Source organism: Pseudomonas sp. 11/12A (genome assembly GCF_000800055.1).
GTDB lineage: Bacteria > Pseudomonadota > Gammaproteobacteria > Pseudomonadales > Pseudomonadaceae > Aquipseudomonas > Aquipseudomonas mohnii.
Genome location: NZ_JUGV01000001.1, coordinates 2712020 through 2728005 on the forward strand (window position 1 = coordinate 2712020; position 15986 = coordinate 2728005).

General features: G+C 63.5%; 16 protein-coding genes and 1 pseudogene. 7 read left to right on the forward strand and 10 right to left on the reverse strand.

Annotated features, from left to right (window positions below; translation table 11 throughout):
- Nucleotides 1-71: 71 nt before the first annotated feature.
- The 3 genes from GQ39_RS12435 to GQ39_RS12445 form a co-directional block, all read right to left on the reverse strand.
- The gene (locus GQ39_RS12435; protein ID WP_047538808.1) at nt 72-1079 is read right to left on the reverse strand and encodes an Ldh family oxidoreductase; all 1008 of its coding nucleotides are present in this window, start codon (nt 1077-1079) and stop codon (nt 72-74) included.
- 129 nt (nt 1080-1208) lie between these two features.
- Entirely contained in the window at nt 1209-2189 is a 981-nt protein-coding gene (locus GQ39_RS12440) for a GlxA family transcriptional regulator (protein ID WP_052193724.1), read from the reverse strand.
- A gap of 103 nt (nt 2190-2292) precedes the next feature.
- On the reverse strand, nt 2293-2619 hold the full coding sequence (locus GQ39_RS12445) for a carboxymuconolactone decarboxylase family protein (protein ID WP_047538810.1): 327 nt from the start codon (nt 2617-2619) through the stop codon (nt 2293-2295).
- Between the two features lie 234 nt (nt 2620-2853).
- On the opposite strand from GQ39_RS12445, the gene GQ39_RS12450 reads away from it, so the two are divergent.
- The 7 genes from GQ39_RS12450 to phnE all read left to right on the forward strand — a co-directional run bounded on the left by GQ39_RS12450 (nt 2854) and on the right by phnE (nt 10314).
- The gene (locus GQ39_RS12450; protein ID WP_047530205.1) at nt 2854-4227 is read left to right on the forward strand and encodes a glutamine synthetase family protein; all 1374 of its coding nucleotides are present in this window, start codon (nt 2854-2856) and stop codon (nt 4225-4227) included.
- A 7-nt stretch (nt 4228-4234) separates the two neighbouring features.
- Nucleotides 4235-5626 (forward strand): aldehyde dehydrogenase family protein, encoded by a 1392-nt coding sequence (locus GQ39_RS12455; RefSeq protein WP_047530206.1) that lies wholly within the window; start codon nt 4235-4237, stop codon nt 5624-5626.
- A 3-nt stretch (nt 5627-5629) separates the two neighbouring features.
- On the forward strand, nt 5630-6790 hold the full coding sequence (locus tag GQ39_RS12460) for an iron-containing alcohol dehydrogenase (RefSeq protein WP_047530208.1): 1161 nt from the start codon (nt 5630-5632) through the stop codon (nt 6788-6790).
- 293 nt (nt 6791-7083) lie between these two features.
- Complete coding sequence (locus tag GQ39_RS12465) at nt 7084-7935, forward strand: putative selenate ABC transporter substrate-binding protein (RefSeq protein WP_047530210.1); 852 nt, start codon at nt 7084-7086, stop codon at nt 7933-7935.
- A complete protein-coding gene (locus GQ39_RS12470) occupies nt 7932-8729 on the forward strand; it encodes a phosphonate ABC transporter ATP-binding protein (protein ID WP_047530211.1) in 798 nt (265 codons plus the stop codon). Before GQ39_RS12465 ends, GQ39_RS12470 begins: the two co-directional genes overlap by 4 nt.
- Nucleotides 8723-9550, forward strand: a complete 828-nt coding sequence (locus tag GQ39_RS12475; protein ID WP_047530212.1) for a PhnE/PtxC family ABC transporter permease — start codon at nt 8723-8725, stop codon at nt 9548-9550. The genes GQ39_RS12470 and GQ39_RS12475 overlap by 7 nt, the downstream gene beginning before the upstream one ends.
- Nucleotides 9547-10314 (forward strand): phosphonate ABC transporter, permease protein PhnE, encoded by a 768-nt coding sequence (gene phnE, locus GQ39_RS12480; protein ID WP_047530213.1) that lies wholly within the window; start codon nt 9547-9549, stop codon nt 10312-10314. Before GQ39_RS12475 ends, phnE begins: the two co-directional genes overlap by 4 nt.
- A gap of 2 nt (nt 10315-10316) precedes the next feature.
- Here the strand turns inward: phnE and GQ39_RS33325 are convergent.
- From GQ39_RS33325 to GQ39_RS12510, 7 genes and pseudogenes are all read right to left on the reverse strand, one after another.
- Nucleotides 10317-10478, reverse strand: a pseudogene (locus tag GQ39_RS33325) (RES domain-containing protein); the annotation flags it as partial.
- Nucleotides 10479-10480: 2 nt separating this feature from the next.
- Nucleotides 10481-11242: an NTP transferase domain-containing protein gene (locus GQ39_RS12485; RefSeq protein ID WP_047538813.1), complete on the reverse strand. Its 762-nt coding sequence runs from the start codon at nt 11240-11242 to the stop codon at nt 10481-10483.
- 28 nt (nt 11243-11270) lie between these two features.
- Nucleotides 11271-12779 carry an aldehyde dehydrogenase family protein gene (locus tag GQ39_RS12490; protein WP_047530214.1) on the reverse strand — a complete coding sequence of 503 codons (1509 nt, stop codon included), beginning with the start codon at nt 12777-12779 and terminating at the stop codon, nt 11271-11273.
- Complete coding sequence (locus GQ39_RS12495) at nt 12760-13833, reverse strand: aminoglycoside phosphotransferase family protein (RefSeq protein WP_047530215.1); 1074 nt, start codon at nt 13831-13833, stop codon at nt 12760-12762. Before GQ39_RS12495 ends, GQ39_RS12490 begins: the two co-directional genes overlap by 20 nt.
- A gap of 5 nt (nt 13834-13838) precedes the next feature.
- Nucleotides 13839-14183, reverse strand: coding sequence for a cupin domain-containing protein (locus GQ39_RS12500; RefSeq protein ID WP_047530216.1), 345 nt, complete (start codon nt 14181-14183; stop codon nt 13839-13841).
- 150 nt (nt 14184-14333) lie between these two features.
- Entirely contained in the window at nt 14334-14702 is a 369-nt protein-coding gene (locus GQ39_RS12505) for a cupin domain-containing protein (protein WP_047530218.1), read from the reverse strand.
- Nucleotides 14695-15978 (reverse strand): nucleotide disphospho-sugar-binding domain-containing protein, encoded by a 1284-nt coding sequence (locus tag GQ39_RS12510; protein WP_047530220.1) that lies wholly within the window; start codon nt 15976-15978, stop codon nt 14695-14697. The genes GQ39_RS12505 and GQ39_RS12510 overlap by 8 nt, the downstream gene beginning before the upstream one ends.
- Nucleotides 15979-15986: the final 8 nt, after the last annotated feature.

A 15986-nucleotide genomic window follows, 5' to 3' on the forward strand; every position in this document is an offset into this window, starting at 1 on the left:
GCCAGCAGGCTGGCTCCTACAAGTTGATCTGCCGCCCCGGAATGTTGTGGGCGACTTCTGCAGGTCAGCAATCAGGCCAGCAGGGCCTTCAGGTCGTTGTACAGCGCTTCGGGAATCTGCACCCCTTCCACCAGGCTGCGCGCCCGCGCCGCATAACGGCGCTGCGACGGCAAACGTGCGCCCTGTCCTTCAATGCCCTGAAACAACGATTCGGCCCTGGCCAGATGTACCGGCGCCGAGTCGCCCAGAAAGCGTCGGGGATCCAGTGCGATGATGAGTTCGCCATGGTACGGCGAAGACTTGCTGCCGGCGTCGTAAGCCAGCGATTCAGCGCTGGTCAGGTCGCCGATCAACGGCCCGGCGATCAGCTCGACCATGGCCGCCAGCGCCGAGCCCTTGTACCCGCCAAACGTCAGCATCGCACCGCTGTCGAGCACCACGTTGGCATCGGTCGTCGGCTGTCCCTGCGCGTCCACGCCCCAGCCTTCGGGGATCGCTTTGCCGGCGCGGCGGTGCAGTTCGATGTCGCCCCGGGCGATGGCGCTGGTGGCAAAGTCGAACACGAAAGGGTCCTGTCCCGCCCGAGGCCAGCCGAAGGCAATGGGATTGGTGCCGAACACCGGCAGACGTCCCCCGGCCGGCGCTACCCAGGCATGGCTCGGGTTGCACGCCAGCGCGACCAGCCCCTCTGCGGTCAGTTGCTCGATCTCCACCCACAGCGCGGAAAAATGCACGCAGTGGTTGATCGCCAGTGCGGCAATACCATTGGCTCGGGTTTTCTGTGCCAGCAACGGCAACCCCGCCTTGAACGCCAACTGCGAGAATCCACCCCCCGCATCCACCCGCACGATCGACGGTGCCTGGTCGATCACCTGCGGCTCGGCCGTGGCCGACACCTTGCCGGCCCGCAGGGAATTCACGCACCCCAGAATCCGGTACAAACCATGGGAGGCGCAGCCATCTCGCTCGCCGGCGATCACCGTCGCCGCCACCGCTTGCGCATGGGCCAGATTAAAACCGTTGTGCAACAGGATCGATTCGGCCAACTCACGGGCTTCGATCAGGCTCAGTTGGATCATGGTCATCTCCTTGAACAGACCGTTCAGGGTGGTCTGTTCAAGGCGAGCTGGCTTGATGGGTTTGGGCACAAGGGATGACGAAATCGGCACAGGGCAATTCTGGACGGTCGCCCTGACCATCGATGAGGGTCATTTGACGAGTCGCTTTTCCTTCGATGGCCGGTAACCGAAGTACGCGCTGTAGCACTTGCTGAAATGACTGGGTGAAACAAAGCCACAGGCCACCAGCACATCGACCTGGGACAGCTCGGTGTGCTGGAGCAGCCGGCGCGCTTCAGTGATCCGCAGCTCCATGTAGTAGCGTTGCGGCGTCGTGCCCAACTGCTCCCGGAACAAGCGTTCCAGTTGTCGACGGGAACGGCCTGCATAGACCGCCAGTTGCTCCAGCTCCAGAGGCTCCTCAAGGTTGGCGTCCATCAACTTCACCACCTCGCGCAAGGGCGCACTCACGCAGATATTTTCAGTGGGCTTGATACGCCGGTAGCGAGACTCTTCGAAAGCCAGGATGTCCTCGATACCCTCGACCAGCGCTTTGTCGTGCAGACCCTTGATCCAGTCCAGCGCCATGTGGAATGCCCCGGAAGGGCTGGACGCCGAGAGCCGGTCACGATCGATGATGTAAGGCTCGCTGCTGACTTGCGTCGCCTTGCAGAACTCCGCGAGCGCCGGACGATGTTCGGGGTGAATGGCGCAGCGGTAACCGTCGAGCAAACCGGCCTTGCCGAGGAACCACGCACCATTCCACAACCCGGCCAGACTGACACCCTGCTCTGCTGCGGTTCTCAGCAGGTTGATAAAACCCTCACTGGCCTTGAGTTCCGTCCGATAGCCACCGCAAATGACCAGCAGATCCAGCACCTTGATCTGCGAACAGTCGAGTCTGGCATCGGGGCGAATCACCAGTCCCAGATCGCTGACGACCTCGCCTTCGTTCAGGCCAAAGGTTCGCGAAGAAAACGCCTCCGGGCGTAGAAGATTCGCCGTGACAAAGGTGTCCAGCGCCTGGGTAAACGCCGGCAGCGAGAAATGTTCGAGCAGCAGGAATCCTGTTCGAACCGTTCGCTGGTCGCCTGTGTGCTCATTGAGATAACGAAGGTTTTTCCCCTTCATGCCTCCGCTGAATTGCCGTCGTTCGATCAATGCCCGACCCACTCCGTTACGTTACGACCTTGCCTTGAATGTATTGGTAAAACGCGATGCCAGACAGTTGAGACTAGGGTGCCTCCTCCCCCAAGACATCTTGCGCCCAACTGAGGGCGGCCACGACAGTAGGGAAACCGATCGTGCTGGTCAATGCGATCAGTGCATGGCGGATTTCCTCCGGCGTTGCCCCCGCTTGCGCTGCCCGCCGGGCATGACTGTGGACGGCGCCTTCGGAATGGATGGCCGCCGCCGCGCCAAGCTGGACCAACTGGACCACTTTTTCCTCCAGCGGCCCCGCCTCACGCACGGCCGCGCCCAATGCCTCCACGGCGTCCAGGTACTGCGGGTATTGCTGCTTGAGGTGTCGGTAGGTGTTGTGCTCTTTCTTCTTTGCCATCTCTTTTCTCCTCGCGAGCCCGTGCCGGCCTGCACCGATGGGTCCGTTCCCGGCAGTGTTCAGCAGACTCATAAAGGCTTCGATCAGCGAAACTTGCGAAAAGCAACAGTAGGCTAAGCTTAGTGCAGCTTATTGCTCACGATGCTCGCATCTGCAGGTTTTGGGTTTTTCTGGAGAGCGTCTGCAACAGCTGATTCAGACAGGCCCAACACCATTTGCGCAGGACTTGCCGTGATGACCGAGCCTCTCCTCAGTTTTGACGAACTCAAGCGTGCTGCCGCTTCCGGCGAAATCGACACCGTCCTGGTGTGCATGGTCGACATGCAGGGTCGACTGGTCGGCAAACGATTCCAGGTCGAGTTTTTCATCGACAGCGGCCATGAAGAAACCCACTGCTGCAATTACCTGCTCGCCGACGACATCGACATGGAGCCGGTGCCCGGTTATGCCGCCGCCAGCTGGAGCAAAGGCTACGGCGACTTCGTGCTAAAGCCCGACATGAGCACCCTGCGTCGGGTGCCCTGGCTTGAATGCACGGCGCTGGTGCTCTGCGATGTGCTCGACCATCACCATCGACGGGACCTGCCGCACAGCCCCCGGGCGATCCTGAAAAAGCAGGTCGAGCGCCTGCGTGAGCGCGGCTACACCGGAATGTTCGCCTCGGAGCTGGAGTTCTACCTGTTCGACGAAAGCTACGAAGCCATCCACAAGCGCAACTACCACAAGCCGAAAACCGCCGGACACTACATCGAGGACTACAACATCCTGCAGACCACCCGCGAAGAGCCGGTGCTGCGGGCGATTCGCAAGCACCTGCAGGCGTCCGGCATTCCCGTGGAGAACTCCAAGGGCGAATGGGGACCGGGCCAGGAAGAAATCAACATCCGATACGCCGATGCCATGACCATGGCCGACCATCACGTCATCATCAAGCATGCCTGCAAGGAGATCGCGCAACTGCAAGGCAAGGCGATCACGTTCATGGCCAAGTGGCGCTATGACGCCGCCGGCTCCAGTAGCCACATCCACAATTCGCTGTGGGACAAGAACGCCAGGAAACCTCTTTTCTACGATGCCAAGGCCGAGTTCGGCATGTCGAAACTGATGCGCGCCTGGGTGGCCGGGCAGCTCAAATACGCCAACGACATCACCTGTTTTCTTGCGCCCTACATCAACTCCTACAAGCGCTTTCAGGCCGGCACCTTCGCACCGACCCGCGCGGTGTGGAGCCGCGACAACCGCACCGCAGGCTTTCGCCTGTGCGCCGAGGGCAGCAAATCCATCCGCATCGAATGCCGCATTGGCGGCGCCGATCTCAACCCCTACCTGGCCTTCGCCGCGTTGATCGCGGCCGGGCTGGCGGGGATCGACGAGAAGCTCGACCTCGCCCCACCCTTCGAGGGTGACGCCTATCTCGACGAGCAACTGCCCGAAGTCTCCAAGACCTTGCGCGAGGCCAGTGCCGCCCTCCAGGGCTCAAGCATGTTGCGCGAAGCCTTCGGTGATGAAGTGATCGATCACTACGTGCACACCGCCGAATGGGAACAGAAAGAGTACGACCGGCGGGTTACCGATTGGGAATTGCAGCGCGGCTTCGAGCGCTATTGAGACCGACATGCCTTCGACGATTCAACTGATCTCACCGGTCGATGGCCGGGTTTACGCCGAGCGCCAGTATGCCGATGCGGCACAGATCGAACAGGCCCTGGCGGATGCCAGCGCCGCCCAGGCGCAATGGAAACGCCGACCACTGAGCGAACGCGCGGCTTTTTGCAGCGCGGCGGTGGACGCGATGCTGGCCATGAGAGACGAGATCGTCCCGGAGCTGGCCTGGCAAATGGGCCGGCCAGTGCGCTTCGGCGCGGGTGAGCTGCGGGGTTTCGAAGAGCGCGCGCGCTACATGATCGCCATTGCCCCAGAGGCCCTGGCAGCGGTTGAACCCGCGCCCATCGCCGGTTTTCGCCGGTTGATCAAACGTGAACCACTGGGCACGGTACTGGTGATCGCGCCCTGGAATTACCCCTACCTCACCGCCGTCAACACGATTATCCCGGCGTTGATGGCCGGCAACGCCGTCATCCTCAAACACGCTTCGCAAACCCTGCTGGTGGGCGAACGGTTTGCCGCCGCCATGGGTCGCGCCCACTTGCCGCCAGGGCTGTTCCAGAACCTGTTGCTCGATCATGGCCAGACCACCGCGATCATTGCCAGCGGGCAGGTGCAGCAGGTTAATTTCACCGGATCGGTGGAAGCCGGCCGGGCCATGGAAAGCGCGGCCACGGGACGCTTCCTCGGCATGGGCCTGGAACTTGGCGGCAAGGACCCTGCCTACGTGCGGGCAGACGCCGATCTCGAACAGGCGGCAGAAAACCTGGTGGACGGCAGCTTCTTCAACTCCGGGCAAAGCTGCTGCGCCGTGGAGCGCATCTATGTCGATCAAACAATCTACCCGGCCTTTGTCGAGCGCTTCGTCGAACTGACCCGCCAGTACGTGCTCGGCAATCCACTGGACCCGGCCACCACCCTCGGTCCGCTGGTGACGCCTGGCGCGGCGGTCTTCGTGCGAGCCCAAATCGCCGAGGCCCTGGCCCAGGGCGCCAGGGCGCTGATCGATCCACTGGCTTTTGCCGCCGACGTACCGGGCAGCGCTTACCTCGCGCCGCAGGTGCTGGTCGATGTCACCCATAACATGTCCGTCATGCGCGATGAAAGCTTTGGTCCGGTGGTCGGCATCATGCCGGTGACCGGCGACGACGAGGCGATCGCTTTGATGAACGACAGCGAGTTCGGGCTCAGCGCCTCAATCTGGACCCAGGACCTCGCCGCCGCCGAACGCCTGGGCAACGAAGTCGACACCGGCACCCTGTTCATGAATCGCTGCGATTACCTGGACCCGGCCCTGGCCTGGACCGGGGTGAAGAACAGCGGGCGCGGCGTGACCCTGTCGCGGATGGGCTACGAACACCTGACCCGCGCCAAATCCTTCCATCTGCGCCACGAGATCTGAACCATGAGCCTGACCGGAAACTGGAACTACCCCACGAGCATTCGCTTTGGTGTCGGCCGCATCGCCGAGCTGGCCGAGGTCTGCCGCAGCCAGGGGATCCTGCGACCGCTGCTGGTGACCGACAGTGGCCTGGCGCGAGCCCCGATCACCACGGCGACCCTCGATGCCCTGCGCGCCGACGGCCTCGCTGTGGCGCTGTTCTGCGACCTCAAGCCCAACCCGGTCGAAGCCAACCTGGCCGGCGGGCTCGACGCCTGGCGCGCCGGCAAACACGACGGTGTGATCGCCTTCGGCGGTGGCAGCGGCCTGGACATGGGCAAGCTCATTGCGTTCATGAGCGGCCAGACCCGCCCGGTCTGGGATTTCGAAGACATCGGCGACTACTGGACCCGCGCCGATGAAAGCCGCATCGCCCCGATCATCGCGGTGCCGACCACAGCGGGTACGGGTTCTGAAGTGGGCCGTGCGGCGGTGATCATCGACGAAGCAAGCCACACCAAACGGATCATCTTCCATCCGAAAATGATGCCCCGCGTGGTCATCAGTGACCCGGCCATGACCGTCGGCATGCCGGCCAAAGTCACCGCCGGTACCGGCATGGATGCCTTGGCGCACTGTCTGGAGGCGTACTGTGCGCCGGGATTCCACCCCATGGCCGATGGCATCGCGGTCGAAGGCATGCGCCTGGTGACCAACGCACTGGTGAGGGCCGTGCACACCCCTTCGGACCTCGACGCGCGCGGGCAAATGCTCGCGGCCGCAGCGATGGGGGCCACCGCCTTCCAGAAAGGCCTGGGCGGCATGCATGCACTCGCCCATCCGATTGGTGCGTTGTACGACACCCATCACGGCATGACTAACGCCACCCTGATGCCCTACGTGCTGAAATTCAATCGCCCGGCCATTGAAGAGCGCATCACCCGTCTGGCCGCTTATTTGCGTTTGCCCTCGCCGGGCTTCGACAGTTTTCTGGCCTTCGTCCTCAAATTGCGCAAGGACATCGGCGTGCCCCACACCCTGTTTGAGCTGGGGGTGGACGATAAACAAGCCGACCTGATCGCGGACATGGCCGTTGTCGATCCATCGGCCGGCGGCAACCCGCTGCCGATGACCCGGGCCGGCGCGGCGGAAATTTTCGACGCGGCGTTCCACGGCCGTCTGTAGGAGCGAGCCGGCTCCGGGCGGCGTTCCGACGATGGGCGTTAACGATGACGCGTGCTTTCTGGATAAACGCGGCGCCCTTGAGGCCATCGCGAGCGGGCTCGCTCCTACAGTCTGATTTCAATGACCACGAAACCCGCGACCGGCAGCGATCCCCAGTAGGAGCTGGCTCTGCGTTTTTTGCGAACTTCAATGCGATCACCTGAAGGTTTCGTCTACCCTCACAAAGCGCCCAGCAGCAATCCACTGGCAGCGGGCGCATTGTCATTCTTCCGTTAATGCACCGGAGAACCTCCATGCTCAAACGTACCCTGGCATTGGCCGTCGGCTTGACCCTGTCTGTCTGCACCCTGCTGGCCCACGCTGCCGACACCTTGAAAGTCAGCGCGATTCCTGACGAAGCCCCGACCGAACTGCTGCGCAAGTTCAAGCCTTTGGGTGCCTATCTGGAGCAAAAACTGGGGATGAAGGTCGAGTTCGTGCCGGTCAGCGACTATCCGGCGGTGGTCGAGGCGCTGGCCACCGACCGCATCGATCTGGCCTGGCTCGGTGGCTTTACGTTTGTGCAGGCGCGCCTGAAAACCGGCAACGCAATACCACTGGTACAGCGTGAGCAGGACGCCCAGTTCACCAGCAAATTCATCACCGCCGACCCGGCCGTCAAATCCCTGGCCGATCTCAAGGGCAAGAGCTTTGCCTTTGGTTCGGTGTCTTCGACCTCGGGCAGCCTGATGCCGCGCTATTTCATGCTCAAGGATGGCATCAAGCCGGAAACGTATTTCAGCCGCGTCGGCTACTCCGGCGCCCATGACGCCACGGTAGCCTGGGTCCAGGCCGGCAAGGTCGATGCCGGGGTGTTGAACGCCAGCGTCTGGGAAAAACTGGTGGCCGCCGGCAAGGTCGACACCACCAAGGTCAGGGTGTTTGCCACCACCCCGGCCTACTTCGATTACAACTGGACCGTGCGCGGAACCCTCGACCCGGCCCTCGCAGCGAAGATCAAGGCCGCCTTCCTCGCCCTCGACCCGGCGAAACCGGCGGACAAGGAGATTCTCGATCTGCAAGCCGCCAGCCGCTTCATCGAAACCAAGCCCGAAAACTACAAGGGCATCGAGGAAGCCGCACGCGCCGCCGACCTGCTCAAATGACATTGCACTTGAGTGGCGTCAGCCTGACCCACAGCAACGGCGTCCATGCCTTGCGGGGCCTGGACCTGCACATCGGCGCCAACGAACAGGTGGCTATCATCGGCCCGTCCGGCGCCGGCAAGTCGAGCCTGCTCAACCTGCTGGCCACCGCGCTGCGACCCAGCAGTGGCGAATTGCAAGTGCTGGGCGAACGGGCCTGGCAGCTGTCGGCCCGGCAGCGTCAGCGCCTGCGTGCGCGCATCGGCCTGGTGCATCAAGCGCCCCCGCTGCCGCCCCGCCAACGCGTGGTCACGGCGGTACTGGCCGGGAAGATCGGTCAGTGGGGCCTGGGCAAAAGCCTGCTGAACCTGGTGCATCCACTGGACATTCCCGGCGCTCGCGCGGCGTTGACCCGGCTGGACCTGAGCGACAAATTGTTCACGCAATGCCAGCAATTGTCCGGTGGTCAGTTGCAGCGCGTGGGCATCGCCCGCGTGCTGTATCAAGCACCCGAGGTGCTGCTGGCCGATGAGCCGGTGTCGGCCATGGACCCGGTGCTGGCCGAGCACACGCTGTCGGTCCTCTGCCGTCATGCCCGCGAACACAACGTCACCCTGGTCGCCAGCCTGCATGCGGTGGAACTGGCGCTGGCGCACTTTTCGCGGATCATCGGCTTGCGCGACGGACAGATCCTGTTCGACCTGCCGGCCAGCCAGGTCGACCGCGATCTGCTCGACAAGCTCTACGCCAACGAGCAACTGCAAGTCTCCCCGGTTGCTCCGCCGCCCTTGAGCGTGCAGATACCCCGATGCTGACGCGTGACAACCGCGACCCCGCCGCCGGGCCGCGCCTGCTGCTCAGCCTGCTGGCGATTGCCCTGTTGTGGCCGGGCATCCACTTCAGCGAGCTGGACCTGAGCGTGCTGCTGGCGGGTGACAGTCAGAGCGAGATAGGCCGTTTCGTCTCCGCCTTCTGGCCTCCGGCCCACGGCGAAGAATTCCTTGAGCTATTAGTGCAAGCGACCTTACAGACCCTGGCCATCGCCACGGCGGGCTTGGCCCTGGCCTTGTTGTTGGCCGTCCCCGCCAGCCTGCTGGCCAGTCGGGCGCTGTCGCTGTCGGCGGCGTCCCGTGCCGGACGCCCGAGCCCCTGGGCTCAATTGCTGCGCTGGCCGGTGCGCGGCTTATTGATCTTCCTGCGCAGCGTGCCGGAAATCGTCTGGGCCCTGTTGTTCGTGCGTGCCGTCGGCCTTGGCCCCACGGCTGGGGTGCTGGCCATCGCCATCACCTACAGCGGCATGCTGGGCAAGGTCTACGCGGAGATTTTCGAGTCGGTCGACCAGCGCCCGGCCCACGCGTTGCTGCAAGCGGGCAGTGGCCGGCTCGCGGCGTTTGCCTACGGGATCTTGCCCAATGTCGCGGCGGAGTTGCTGTCGTACACGGTGTATCGCTGGGAATGCGCGATTCGCGCCTCGGTGGTGATGGGTTTCGTCGGGGCCGGTGGCCTGGGCCAGCAGATGGATCTGTCGCTGCGCATGTTCGCCAGCGGTGAAGTCGCCAGCCTGTTGCTGACGTTCCTCGTGCTGGTCCTGCTTGCCGATCAACTCAGTCGCCTGCTGCGCTGGAGGCTGGCATGAATCGCTTGATCAATCTGGCGCTGCTCCTGGGCATCGGCGCCGCCATCGTCGCTTCATTCAGCTACCTGGGCATCGACCTCGGCGAATTGGGCGCCAGCGGCAATCTGAAACAGATGGCCACCTACGCGCAGCGATTTCTCAGCCCGGACCTGAGCGCGGGTCATCTGCAAGCCATCGGCCGTGGCGCCCTGGAAACCATCGCCATGTCAGCCTTGGGCACCCTGCTCGCGGCGGTGTTCGGCCTGCTGTTGGCATTGCCCGCCGCCGGGCGCTTCGGCTGGCCGTTCAAAAGCGCTTCGCGCCTGCTGCTCAATGCCCTGCGCGCGGTGCCGGAGCTGGTATGGGCGGCGCTGATGGTGCTGGCCGCCGGGCTCGGCCCGAACGCCGGGACCCTGGCGTTGGCGCTGCACACCACCGGCGTGCTCGGTCGCCTGTTCGCCGAGGCCCTGGAAAACACCCCGCCACAACCGGCCGAAGCGATTCGCCTGCAAGGCGGCAATGCGCTGTGGGCGTTCTGTTACGGCACCCTGCCCAATCTGCTGCCGCAACTGCTGGCCTACATCCTGTACCGCTGGGAGAACAATATCCGCATGGCCAGTGTGCTGGGTTTCGTCGGTGCGGGCGGGTTGGGCCAGATGCTGTATGTCAGCCTCAGCCTGTTCCAGGAAGCACAGGCCAGCACGGTGATTCTGGCCATGCTGTCGCTGGTGTTCGCCGTCGATTCGCTGAGCAGCTGGAGTCGCCAACGCTGGGTCAAGGCCTGAGTTCAGGCTTCGCTGATTTTGCTGACGCTGGTGATTGGCCGGTTCCAGACCGTCTCGTATTGGGCGGTCTGGATAATCGATAACACCGGCCTCGGGGTCACCAGCGCCCGGCAATGACTGCCCGGCATCCGCACGGAGTTGCAACGAAGGCCTGGACCGCCCGCGCCTACAGGTTTGCCTGGCGCTGCCGGTAAATCCGTTCGGCGGCGAGCAATTGTTCGCGGTCATTGACCCCGCGCACATCGTCCTCCTCCACTTCCACCGCCGTCACCGGCAAACCGGCACCGTTGGCCACGGTCACGACATCGGTCAGGTAATACTCGCCCTGGGCGTTTTGCTTGCCGATGCGTTCCAGCAGCCAGAGACAGCTGTCGGCGCGCAGGCCCATGACCCCGCCGTTGCAGAAGCTGACTTGCAACTCCTCTGCACTGGCGTCCTTGGCCTCGCGGATAGCCCGCAAATGGCCGTCCTCCACCAGCAAGCGTCCGTAGGGTCCAGGCTGATCGGTGTAAAACCCGGCGACTGCCACCGCCGCGCCATCGATCAAGGCCTGACGCAACCGCGAAAGCGTCTGCGCACTGATCAGCGGTGAGTCTCCGAACAGCACCAACACACAGCCCTGCTCGTGGGCCTGCAAGGCTCCACGGGCGGCGAGCAGTGCGTGGGCGGTACCCAACTGTTCATGCTGAGTAAACAGCCGCGCGGTCGGTGCCGCCTGTCGCAGGTAGTCGGCCACGACAGGCCCACCCGCACCGAGCACCACTGCCACCTGCTCGATGCCGGCGGCCTCGACCGCCGCCAGCACATGGCCGAGCAGCGGTCGATCGCCCACCGCGTGCATGACCTTCGGCAGCGGCGACCGCATGCGAGTGCCCTGCCCGGCGGCGAGAATCACCGCCAGGGTCGGCCAGCCAACGTTGTCCGTCATGACAAATCCCCCCCAATGCGTCAACGCCTCACGCCGGATCGCGATAGAACACATCGTCGGCATACGGATACCACCAGTCCTGGATCTTGGGCTGGTGATCGATGATGACCATTTTCGAGCGGCGGAACGCTTCCAGTCCCTGGCGTCCCAGCTCGCGCCCCAGGCCGGACATCTTCCAGCCACCAAACGGCAGCGCGTCGTTGTCGATCAACGGGTTGTTGACCCAGACCATCCCCGACTCCAGGCGATCGGCGGCCTCCATCGCTTCGGCAAGGTCGGTGGTGAACAACGAAGCACCCAGGCCAAACGGCGAGTCGTTGGCCAAGCGCACGGCTTCGTCGAAATCGTTGACACGACAGATCGCCGCCACCGGGCCAAAACACTCCTCCTTAAGGATCGCCATGTCACCGGTGACGCCGGTCAGAATGGTCGGTTCATAGAACCAGCCGACGCTGTGCTGTGGCGGTATACGCCCGCCACAAACCAGCGTCGCGCCCTTGGCCAGGGCGTCGTCGACCAGGCGCATGACTTTGTTGCGCGCCGCCTCGCTGACCATCGGCCCGATTTCCGTACGCTCCAGGCCATGGCCGATGCGCAAGGCGCGGGTACGCTCGGCAAACTTCGCGACAAACGCGTCGTGGATCTCATCGACCACGTAGAAGCGTTCCGCCGAGGTGCAGATCTGTCCGCTCAGATGGAACGCGGCGGTCACGGCGCCCGCAGCGGCCACCTCCAGCGGCGCGTGTCGGGAAACGATCAACGGGTCGCTGCCCCCGGCCTCGATCACACAGGGTTTCATCTGCTGCGCGCACGCCACTGCAACCGCCTGGCCAGCGGCGACGCTGCCGGTAAAGGCCACGGCGTGGGTCTGCGCTGACTTCACCAGTAACTGCGCGGTGGCGGCATCGCCCGGCACGCAAGACATCAGCCCCGGCAGCAGTGAGGTGAAATGCTCCATGAACTTGAGGGTGCACAAGGTCGTGGCTTCCGCCGGCTTGACGATGCAGGCGTTGCCCGCCGCCAGCGAGGCAGCGACCGTCCAGCACATCAGCAGGATCGGAAAATTGAACGGCATGATGTGCACGCTGACACCGTAGGGCTCGTAGCGCACATGCTGGAAAGAACCGATCTGCGTGGTGCCGGCGACCTTGCCCGCATCGTCCCGGGCCATTTCCGCGTAATAGCGAAAGATCGGCGCGCAGTTGGCCAGCTCACCCATGGCCTCGGGAAACGGCTTGCCCATTTCCAGGGTCATCAAGCGGGCGACTTCACGGTTGCAGGCGACGTCCTGCTCAATCGCATTGGCCAGTTGATGCAGGCGTGCGGCGCGGCTTTTCGCATCGACCAGGCGCCAGTGTTTTTGCGCGGCGGTTGCGGCATCGATGGCCGCCTGCACATCGGTTTCGTCGCACAGGCCAACCTGCCCGACCGGTTGCAGGGTCGCCGGGTCCAGCACCTGGCGCACCCGCGCGCTGGTCAGTGGCAGGTATTCGGCGTTGATGAAGCGTGAGGCGGTGTCAGTGTTGAACGTGGCCATGGGAGGATCCTTGAACCAATCGATAAGGGGTTTCGCGCAGAGCCGCCAGGGTCGCGGCGGGCAAAGGTTCGCGCCAGCCCGGCAAGTGCCGGTCGAGCCACTCGCGCAGCGGCGCCAGGGCTTCGGCGTTCAGCGCTCGAACAAACAGACCGAGGGTACGCGGCAGGTGAGCCAGGTAGCCGTGCTTGCCATCGCGTCCGGCCAGGCGCACGAAAATCCCCAGCACCTTGGCGTGACGCTGGGCGGCCAGTCGCCGGTAATCTTCAAGAAAACGCGGGGCGTCGAGTTCCGGGCGCTGCACCAGGTAATGGCTGAGCAACGCCACACGCAGTCCTTCGGACATGTCGCGGCGAGCGTCTTCGAGCAGCGACATCAAGTCGTACGCCGCAGCGCCCACCAGCGCATCCTGGAAGTCCAGCAGGCCACAGGCCGCGACGCCTTCGCGGCCTTGCAGCAGCATCAGGTTGTCGACGTGAAAGTCGCGCAGTACCAGCGCTTCGCGACGTTGCGCGACATCGGCGAAGGCATCGGCAAACTGCTGCAGATACGACTCGCGCAAAGCCTGCGCCGCCTCCTTGCCGATCAACAACGGCGCATACCAGTCGATGAACAACGCGCACTCGTCGCTCAATTGCCGGGCGTCGTAGGCCGCCAGCTCCGCGTCTGGCGCCGAGCCATGCAAGGCCACCAACGCATCAACCGCCAGGCGATACAACTCGCGCTCCGGGTACCCGGCCGCCAGCAACCGGGTGTAGGTGTCGTGACCGAAATCCTCGATCAACGCCAGCCCCGCCTCTTCATCCACTTGCAACAAGGCCGGCGCCGACAATCCGAGCCCGTGCAATTGACGGGCAACCCGGACAAACGGGCCAATCGGCTCGCTGTGGGGCGGCGAATCCATCAGCAACAAACCGACCCCTTCCAGGCGAAAATATCGCCGGCTCGACGCGTCGGCCGGCAACGCGAGCAACGACGCCCCCGCGTAACCTGCACGCGCCAGAAAGGCTGCGCGCTGGTGCTCACGGGTGGGCAATGACGCAGGTGCATCTGTCATGGCATTCACCGGATCATGTAGACCTTTTTCACGGTCTCGTGGACGGTGCACACGCCCTTCCAGTCCTTGCGGAAGAAGGCCGCCGTATCGGGTTTGATCTCGATCACTTCGCCGGACTCATGCACGTAGGTGCAGCGGCCTTCGAGGAAATGGCAGAACTCGTCGCTGGTGACATGGCAAAACCACTTGCCCGGCGTGCAGATCCACACACCGCATTCGGACTGGCCTTCAGGGCCTTTGTGCAGCACCACGCCAGAGACACGGGACTCGCCTTCGAGCATGGTCGGGATCACGCCCCAATCCTTGACGTCGGTGATTTCCAGCGGGTTGTACAGAAACGGGGTGGTCATAAATCTTCTCCAATAAATAAGGGTTAACGCCTGGCAACTGTAGGAGCGAGCTTGCTCGCGAAGGACGCCAGGGCACCACGTTTATCCAGACAGCCCTTGTCATCGTTGACGTCCATCGCGAGCAAGCTCGCTCCTACAGAGGTCACAGGCTCAGGCCAGCATGTAAACGTTGCGCAGGGTTTCCCGGACGTGGCATTCGCCGGTCCAGCCGGCCGGGAACAGCACCAGGGTGTTGGGGCGAACCTCGATCACTTCGCCATTGTCGTGGCGGTACGTGGCCGCGCCGGCGATGAAATGGCACAGCTCGTCACGGGGAATCGCCAGCCGCCAGCGACCTGGCGTGCAGACCCACAGTCCGGTTTCCGGGCTGTTGTTCGGCCCCTTGAACAGCAGCCGACCGCTGGAATGTGAGACACCTTCGACGGCGTCGCTCTGCACGCCCCAGTCCACCAGGTCGGTGCGAGTGCTGACGGCTTCGAGGTACGGCGTGAATCCCGCCGTGGTGGATGGATCAGGCATGGTTGAGCACCTTGTCGAGAATGGCGGCCGCATCGGCCGGTCCCTTGCGTGATTGCATCTGCGCGCTGGTGCGCTGCAGGCGTTGGCGCATGGCCTCGTCGGTGAGGCACGCGGCGAGTTTTTCCGCCAATTGCGCTTCGGTCCATTGGTAACGGTCGAGCTTGAAGCCGTGGCCGCTTTCTTCGGCGCGCATGGCGTTGTCGTGACCGTCCCAGACGTACGACATGACGATCGCCGGTTTGCCGAAAAACAGGCACTCGGTGAAGCTGTTGTTGCCGCCGTGGTGGATCACCGCATCGACCTGGGCAATCACCGAAGGCTGCGGGAACCAGTTGGAGATTTGCACGTTGTCCGGCAGGTCCGGGTACTCATCGAGGTGCTCGCCGACATTGAACAGTGCGCGATACGGGAGCTGGCCCACGGCCGCGATCAAGCGTTTGAGCAAGTCGATGTCACCGGAACCGAGGCTGCCGAAACTGACGTAGAGCAACGGCTTGTCGTTGTTGGCGCGGAACGCTGGAATCTCATAGTGGGTGTCGTGCCGCACACAGCCTTGCAGGTAATGGAAGCGCTCGGCCGGCAGCGGATGGCGGCGCTCGAACTTGACCGCGTCGGGGTACAGCAGCAGGTTCATGTAAGGCGAAGCTTCGAAGAAGGTCCCCAGCGGATACGGTTGCTCGCCGTGGGCTTGCAGGAACTGGTTGAAGTCGTCGTGGATCGGCCCGACCACCTCTTCGAAACGCTGGCGAAATTGCGCATGCCCAGCCTTGTCGTCGATGCTCATGCCCGACAGGTGCGGCGGGATATCCGGGTCTTCGATCTCGTTCTCCGAGCAGGAAATGATCCGCACCCACGGCTTGCCGTATTGCTTGATCGCCGGAAACAGAATCACGTTGTCGACGCAGATCAAGTCGGGTTTGACCTTGTCCAGCACCGCCGGCAGGTCCTTTTGCGCCCACTTGGCGGTCTCGACGATGGCGGCCCAGCACTCCTTCACGTAGTTGTCGATCTGCTCCAGCGGCGACTTGCGGAAGTTGGGAATGTGGCCGTTGATGAAGTCGACCCAGTAACGCGCCATGTCTTCGGGGGGCATCGGTGCCGACATGTTGACCATATGTTCTTCAAACCCGTAGCCGGCGTACACGCCGCTCATTCCGGGGTCGGTGAGGAACACCGCCTTATGGCCCAGCGCTTCGCAGGCCTGGGCGATACCGACTGAGTTCAGCGCCGGGCCATAAGCGGCTTCCGGAAAGAAGGCGATCACTTTCTGTTTCATCGAGAGAT